Genomic DNA, 943 nt, shown 5'->3' with positions numbered 1-943 from the left:
GGTGACCAGCCGGTCGGCGAGCGGCGCGTCCGACTTGGCGAGATCGTGAAGGATCTTGCCGAACGCTCCTTGCGTCGATTGCTCCGCGCCCTCGGGCACCGGCAGCCGGTCGGGCAGCGGGATCGCTGGCGCGGCATGCTCTGCCTGTTTGCGCGCGATCGGGCTATCGGCAACGAAGGCCTGCAGCGCGCTGGCGAGATTGTCGCCCAGCCCCGACCATTTGCCCCATTCCTCGCCCGGCGCTATACCGAGGGCTTCGCGGAAGCCCTCGATCTGCGCGCCGTTCATCATGCCCGAATGGTTGTCCTTGTGCCCGGCGAGCGGAAGGCCATAGCCCTTGACGGTATAGGCGATCAGCAGCGTCGGGCGCTCGTCATCCATGCTGTCGAACGCGTCGAGCAAAGTCTCGATGCAGTGGCCGCCCAGATTGGTCATCAGCTGCGCCAGCCCCGCATCGTCGAACGAGCCGAGCAGTTCGGCCACGCCGCGCTTCCTGCCGATATCGTGCATCAGCCGCTCGCGCCAGGCCGCGCCGCCCAGATAGGTGAGTGCCGCAAAATCGGCATTGGGACAGGTCTCGATCCAGTCCTCCAGCGCCTTGCCGCCGGGGCGCTGGAACGCCGCGCGCTGCAGCTTGCCGTGCTTCAAGGTCACGACGCGCCAGCCGCAGGTCTCGAATATGTCGTCGAAGCGGCGGAACATGCGGTCCGCCGTGGTGGCATCGAGTGACTGGCGGTTATAGTCGACGATCCACCAGCAATTGCGCAGGTCGTGCTTGTAGCCCTCGATCAGGCATTCGTAGATATTGCCCTCGTCGAGCTCGGCATCGCCCATCAGCGCGATCATCCGCCCCGCCTGCTCCTCGCGCAGCTGGCCGTGCGCGATCAGATAATCCTGCACCAGCGACGAAAACGCGGTGATCGCGACGCCCAGGCCCACCGAT

1 pseudogene is annotated in these 943 nt (G+C 66.1%); it reads right to left on the bottom strand.

Features of this window, described 5'->3' with window-relative positions:
* Positions 1-943: pseudogene (locus tag FFS26_RS22370) on the bottom strand (hypothetical protein); the annotation flags it as partial.

The sequence above is a fragment of the Chryseobacterium sp. 2VB genome (assembly GCF_005503635.1).
In the GTDB taxonomy this organism is placed as follows: Bacteria; Bacteroidota; Bacteroidia; order Flavobacteriales; family Weeksellaceae; genus Chryseobacterium; species Chryseobacterium cupriresistens.
This window is presented reverse-complemented; position numbering and strand designations above follow the sequence as displayed.